This window comes from Albidovulum sp., from assembly GCF_049646345.1.
In the GTDB taxonomy this organism is placed as follows: domain Bacteria; phylum Pseudomonadota; class Alphaproteobacteria; order Rhodobacterales; family Rhodobacteraceae; genus Albidovulum.
This window is the reverse complement of record NZ_JBARVQ010000368.1, coordinates 1-5,222: the sequence shown is the minus strand read 5'-3', so window position 1 is coordinate 5,222 and position 5,222 is coordinate 1. Positions and strand designations below refer to the sequence as shown.

Annotated in this window: 6 protein-coding genes and 1 pseudogene; 4 read left to right on the top strand and 3 right to left on the bottom strand. The window is 64.0% G+C overall.

Annotated elements, in window-relative coordinates; genetic code table 11:
* Together WBB85_RS09205 and WBB85_RS09200 are read left to right on the top strand one after the other, a co-directional pair.
* On the top strand, nucleotides 1–1,398 hold a 1,398-nt coding region (locus WBB85_RS09205; protein WP_432638324.1), incomplete at its 5' end, for an aldehyde dehydrogenase family protein.
* Nucleotides 1,299–2,447, top strand: a complete 1,149-nt coding sequence (locus WBB85_RS09200) for an iron-containing alcohol dehydrogenase (RefSeq protein ID WP_432638325.1) — start codon at nucleotides 1,299–1,301, stop codon at nucleotides 2,445–2,447. The genes WBB85_RS09205 and WBB85_RS09200, both read left to right, overlap by 100 nt.
* 20 nt (nucleotides 2,448–2,467) lie before the next feature.
* Here WBB85_RS09200 and WBB85_RS09195 read toward each other — a convergent pair whose 3' ends face one another.
* Genes WBB85_RS09195 through WBB85_RS09185 form a run of 3 tightly spaced genes read right to left on the bottom strand, consistent with a single transcriptional unit; the run spans nucleotide 2,468 to nucleotide 3,615 of the window.
* Nucleotides 2,468–2,659 (bottom strand): hypothetical protein, encoded by a 192-nt coding sequence (locus WBB85_RS09195; RefSeq protein ID WP_432638323.1) that lies wholly within the window; start codon nucleotides 2,657–2,659, stop codon nucleotides 2,468–2,470.
* Between the two features lie 46 nt (nucleotides 2,660–2,705).
* On the bottom strand, nucleotides 2,706–2,837 hold the full coding sequence (locus WBB85_RS09190; RefSeq protein WP_432638322.1) for a hypothetical protein: 132 nt from the start codon (nucleotides 2,835–2,837) through the stop codon (nucleotides 2,706–2,708).
* A gap of 37 nt (nucleotides 2,838–2,874) precedes the next feature.
* Nucleotides 2,875–3,615, bottom strand: a complete 741-nt coding sequence (locus WBB85_RS09185) for a DsbA family protein (protein ID WP_432638321.1) — start codon at nucleotides 3,613–3,615, stop codon at nucleotides 2,875–2,877.
* Between the two features lie 167 nt (nucleotides 3,616–3,782).
* On the opposite strand from WBB85_RS09185, the gene WBB85_RS09180 reads away from it, so the two are divergent.
* Both WBB85_RS09180 and WBB85_RS09175 read left to right on the top strand, forming a co-directional pair.
* Complete coding sequence (locus WBB85_RS09180) at nucleotides 3,783–4,925, top strand: pyridoxal phosphate-dependent aminotransferase (protein WP_432638320.1); 1,143 nt, start codon at nucleotides 3,783–3,785, stop codon at nucleotides 4,923–4,925.
* A gap of 62 nt (nucleotides 4,926–4,987) precedes the next feature.
* Nucleotides 4,988–5,222 (top strand): annotated as a pseudogene (locus tag WBB85_RS09175) (N-acetylmuramoyl-L-alanine amidase); the annotation flags it as partial.

Genomic DNA, 5,222 nt, shown 5'->3' with positions numbered 1-5,222 from the left:
TGCGTGGCGCGGGCCAGGGCGGCGCAGGGCGCATGGGCCGCCCGGCCGCTTGAGGACCGCATCAGGCTGGTGCAGGCCGGTGTCGCCAATCTCAACGCCGACAAGGACCGGATCGTTGAGGAACTGGCCTGGCAGATGGGCCGCCCGACGCGGTTCGGCGGCGAGTTCGGCGGCCTCAACGAACGCTCGGACTTCATGGCCGGGATCGCCGCCGAGGCTTTGGCCCCGATGGTGGTCGAAGACAGCGGCAGTTTCGCCCGCCGCATCGAATTCGCGCCGCATGGCGTCGTCTTCATCGTGGCACCGTGGAACTATCCCTACATGACCGCGATGAACACCGTGGTTCCGGCGCTCATCGCCGGGAATTCGGTCATCCTGAAACATGCCAGCCAGACGCTGGTCGTCGGCGACCGCATCGCCGAGGCTTTGCATGCCGCAGGCGTGCCCGAGGATGTGTTCCAGAACATCGTCCTTGACCATGCAGGCACCGAAAAACTGATCGCTGACCGGTCGTTCGGCTTCGTCAACTTCACCGGATCGGTCGGTGGCGGGCAGGCCATCGAACGGGCGGCGGCGGGCACCTTCACCGCGCTCGGGCTGGAGCTTGGCGGCAAGGATCCCGGCTATGTGATGGAGGATGCCGATGTCGACTGGGCCGTCGATACGCTGATGGACGGCGCGATGTTCAATGCCGGTCAGTGCTGCTGCGGGATCGAGCGGATCTATGTGAACCACAAGCTTTATGACGACTTCGTCGAAAAGGCCGTGAACTGGGTCAATACGCTGAAACTCGGCAATCCGTTCGACGCTGAAACCACCCTTGGACCCATGGCCAATAAACGCTTCGCCGCCGCCGTCCGCACCCAGACCGATGAGGCGATTGCGGCCGGTGCCAAACCCCTGATCGAACAGCAGAACTTCCCCGCCGATGATGGCGGGGCCTATCTGATGCCGCAGGTTCTGGTGAATGTTGACCACTCAATGCGGGTTATGACCGAAGAAAGTTTCGGCCCTGTCGTTGGCATCATGCCCGTGAAGTCGGACGAAGAGGCGCTGAGCCTCATGAATGACAGCCCTTACGGCCTGACCGCCAGCCTCTGGACCCAGGACGCCGACCGCGCCTGGAATATCGCGCGTCAGATCGAAACCGGCACCGTCTTCATGAACCGCGCCGATTACCTCGACCCGTCGATCTGCTGGACCGGCTGCAAGGATACAGGTCGCGGCGTCGGCCTCTCCAAGCTCGGCTATCAGTCCATCACCCGTCCCCGTTCCTACCATTTCCGCAAGGTGAAATCATTACCGCCCCCACCGCCAACTGGTCCTATCCGACCGCTGTCAAATTCGGCCCCGGCCGCATCAAGGAACTTGCCGATCACTGCAAGGCGGTGGGCATGAAGCGCCCGCTCCTGGTGACCGACAAGGCGCTGGCGTCGCTGCCGATCACGGCTGGGGCGCTCGATATCCTCGACGCCGCAGGTCTTGGTCGCGCGGTCTTTTCCGAGGTCGATCCGAACCCGAACGAGAAGAACATGGAAGCCGGGATCGAGGCCTATCGCAAGGGCGGCCATGATGGGGTGGTCTGTTTCGGCGGCGGCTCGGCGCTTGATCTTGGCAAGATGATCGCGCTGATGGTCGATCAGAATGTGAGCGTGTGGGAACTTGAGGATATCGGCGACTGGTGGACCCGCGCCAATCCTGACACAGTCGCGCCGATCATCGCTGTGCCGACGACCGCCGGAACCGGATCGGAAGTGGGCCGGGCAGGGGTTCTGACCAACTCGGAAACCCACAAGAAAAAGATCATCTTCCACCCGAAGCTTCTGCCCGCCGTCACCATCTGCGACCCCGAACTGACCGTGGGCATGCCAAAATTCATCACCGCAGGCACCGGCATGGACGCGCTCGCCCATTGCCTTGAGGCCTATTCGAGCCCCTTCTACCACCCGATGAGCCAGGGCATCGCGCTGGAAGGCATGCGGCTCGTGTTCGAGAACCTGCCAAAGGTCTATGCAACGCCCACCGATCTTGAGGCGCGGGCGAACATGATGAGTGCCGCCGCGATGGGGGCCGTCGCCTTCCAGAAGGGCCTCGGCGCTATCCATTCGCTCAGCCACCCCGTGGGCGCGGTCTACGGTACCCATCATGGCACCACGAATGCCGTCGTCATGCCGATGGTGCTCGACTTCAACCGTCACGCCATCGAGGATCGGATCGAAAAGGCCGCCGCCTATCTTGGCATTGCGGGCGGGTTCGACGGGTTCCGGGCGCGTGTGATGGAGCTGCGGGCCGGGCTTTCGATCCCGGAAAACCTCACCGCGATGGGGGTCGAGGCCACGCGTCTCGACGAGCTGACCGAAATGGCGCTGGAAGACCCGTCCTGCGGCGGCAACCCGGTCGAGATGACGCGCGACAATACCCGCGCGCTCTACGAGGTCTGCATATAGACGGCAGACTGGCCGGGGGGCTAACCGCCGCCAAGCTGGGTCAGGAGCGTTTCGCTGTCCGGATCGGCGGGGAACATCAGTTCGATCTTCAACTCCGCCAGCGTTACCTCTTCGGCCGTTCCGAATTGGGCATAGGTGGAAAAGAGCGAAAGGCGGAGGGCACCGACCCGGCAGATCGTCGGCAGAAGGGCGGGCAGACGGTCGGGCGGCACCCATCTGGCGCTGGCCTTGTCTTCGGCCAGCGCGGCTGCCGCGCGGTCAAGCCCGCGCAGCCCGCCCGCTTTCGGCCTGAAGCTGCAGCATCCTGTGCCAGCCGACCTCGGCCAAGTTCCCGATAAACCCGGCCGCCTTCGGCAATGCCGCCAGAAGGCTGTCGCCCTTACGCGGCATCAATGCGCCCGCTCCGGCGTCGTGATGTACGGTCCGGTCAGCCGCGCTCTTCGGCGACGATGGCCTGCATCGTGTCGAGCGGCGCATAACCGCGCAGCATCTGGCTGCCCATCACGAAGGTCGGCGTGCCGGAGATTTGCATGCGCTGCGCCAGCAGGTTGTTCTCCTCGATCACCTTCGTCACTTCGGGCGCGTCCATATGGGCGATGATCGGGCCACCGTCGAGGCCGAGATCCGTGGCAAACGCCGTCAGCGTCTCGACGCTCACATCGCCGCGGAAGCTTTCGTAGAAGCCCGCATTGACCTTTTCATAGGCTTCGCGACCGGCGACCTGCAGCGCGGCAATGGCAAAGCGCGCGGCGATGACCGACTGGTCGCCGAGGATCGGGAATTCCTTGACGATATAGCGGATATCGCCGTCTGACTCGATCAACTGCCCGACTTCTTCGTGGGCCTTGCGGCAATAGCCGCAACGATAGTCGATGAACTCGACGATGGTGATATCGCCTTCGGGATTGCCGCCGACAAAGGAATACCCGTCCTCAAACAGGTCCTTTTGGTTGGCCTTCACCAGATTGAGGTCCTGGGACGCCGCATCATCGGCCTGACGCTGTTGCAAAACCTCGATCGCTTCGGACAGCACTTCGGGGTTTTCGAGCAGATAGGCGCGCACCTCGGCCCGGAAGGCTTCGCGCTCGGCCTCGGACATGGATGAGATGTCGAAGGCGGCGGCAGGGGTGGCGAGCGCCGCAGCAAGGGCGAAGGGGGCAAGTTTCATCTGGTATCCTCTCTGACGGCGCGGTCGTTGCCGCGCCGGTGAATTCGGTTGCCGACCATGGTTCGATCCAAGCGGCGCTGCAAGCCCCACCTTGGGCGGGCATTGACGCCGCTGCTTTGGACTGGAATGAACGCAGCCGGCACGGGCCGCAGCATAGGGAGTGAAGCATGAGGGGTTCAAGCCGTGGGGTGGTCGATCCCTTCATTGTGATGGATGTGATGGAAGCCGCCCGCGCGGCCGAGGCCGATGGACGCCACATCATCCATATGGAAGTGGGCCAGCCTTCAACGCCCGCCCCCGCGGCGGCGCGGGCAGCCTTGGCCACCGCGATGGAGAAGGATGCGCTCGGCTATACCGTCGCGCTTGGCCTGCCTGCGCTGCGACAGGGCATCGCCGGGCTTTACCAGCGCTGGTACGGGATTGACCTCGATCCCGGCCGCATTGTGGTGACGGCCGGGTCCTCGGCGGCGTTCCTTTTGTCCTTCACGGCACTCTTCGATGCGGGCGACCGGGTGGCTTTGGGGGAACCCGGCTATCCCTCCTACCGCCAGATCCTGAAAGCGCTGAGCCTGACCCCGGTCGGCATCCCCACACGGGCCGAAGACCGCTACCAGCCGCGCGCCGCTGACATTCCTGCGGATGTTCAGGGTCTGATCGTCGCCTCGCCCGCCAATCCTTCGGGCACGATGCTGGACCGCGACGCGCTGGGCGCGCTGATTGGCACCGCCGGGGAGAAGGGCGTCAGCTTCATCTCGGACGAAATCTATCACGGGCTTCACTACGAAGGCCGGGCCGTGTCGGCACTGGAAGTGTCGGACGAGGTCTATGTCATCAATTCCTTTTCCAAGTATTTCTCGATGACCGGCTGGCGCATCGGTTGGATGGTCGTGCCGGAAGCGCATGTGCGGATGGTCGAACGGCTGGCGCAGAACATGTTCATCTGCCCGCCGCATGCCAGTCAGGTTGCAGCCCTTGCGGCGCTGGACTGTGTTGATGAGCTGGAGGCAAATCGCGCCGTCTATGCCGAGAACCGGCGGCTGATGCTGGAGGGTCTGCCAAAGGCCGGGTTCACAAAGATCGCGCCGCCCGACGGTGCCTTCTACATCTATGCCGATGTCTCGGACCTGACCGATGACAGCCGCGCCTTCGCCGCCGAGATCCTTGACCGGGCGGGTGTGGCAGTGACGCCGGGGCTCGACTTCGACCCGTCACGGGGCGGGCAGACCTTGCGGTTTTCCTATGCCCGCTCGACCGCCGATATCCGCGAGGGGTTGGCGCGGCTGGCGGCGTTCATGGGGCGTCATGTCTGAGCCAAGCGGGGATTCCGCTTTCGATCCGACACGCCTATGATGGCGGGAAAACCCGGGCGGGCATGATGCGGGCATTCGCGCTTTTGATACTTCTGATCTGCGGCACCGTTTTCGTGCCCGCGCCTCTCCCGGCTTTCGGGGCGGAGGGGGGGGCAACTATTGATGTGGCGCGGTCTGGGCTGGCGGATGACGAAGGGGGCAGCACGCTCAACCTGACACTGAGCCGGACAGTGCCATATCGGACCTTTCTGCTTGCCGGGCCGCCGCGGCTCGTTCTTGATCTGGCCGAGGTTGATC

What these genes read in the sequence shown, in the direction of transcription:
- WBB85_RS09180 (WP_432638320.1), top strand. Translation starts at nt 3,783, where the DNA reads ATGAGGGGTTCAAGCCGTGGGGTGGTCGATCCCTTCATTGTGATGGAT.
- WBB85_RS09190 (WP_432638322.1), bottom strand. Translation starts at nt 2,837, where the DNA reads ATGCCGCGTAAGGGCGACAGCCTTCTGGCGGCATTGCCGAAGGCGGCC.
- WBB85_RS09185 (WP_432638321.1), bottom strand. Translation starts at nt 3,615, where the DNA reads ATGAAACTTGCCCCCTTCGCCCTTGCTGCGGCGCTCGCCACCCCTGCC.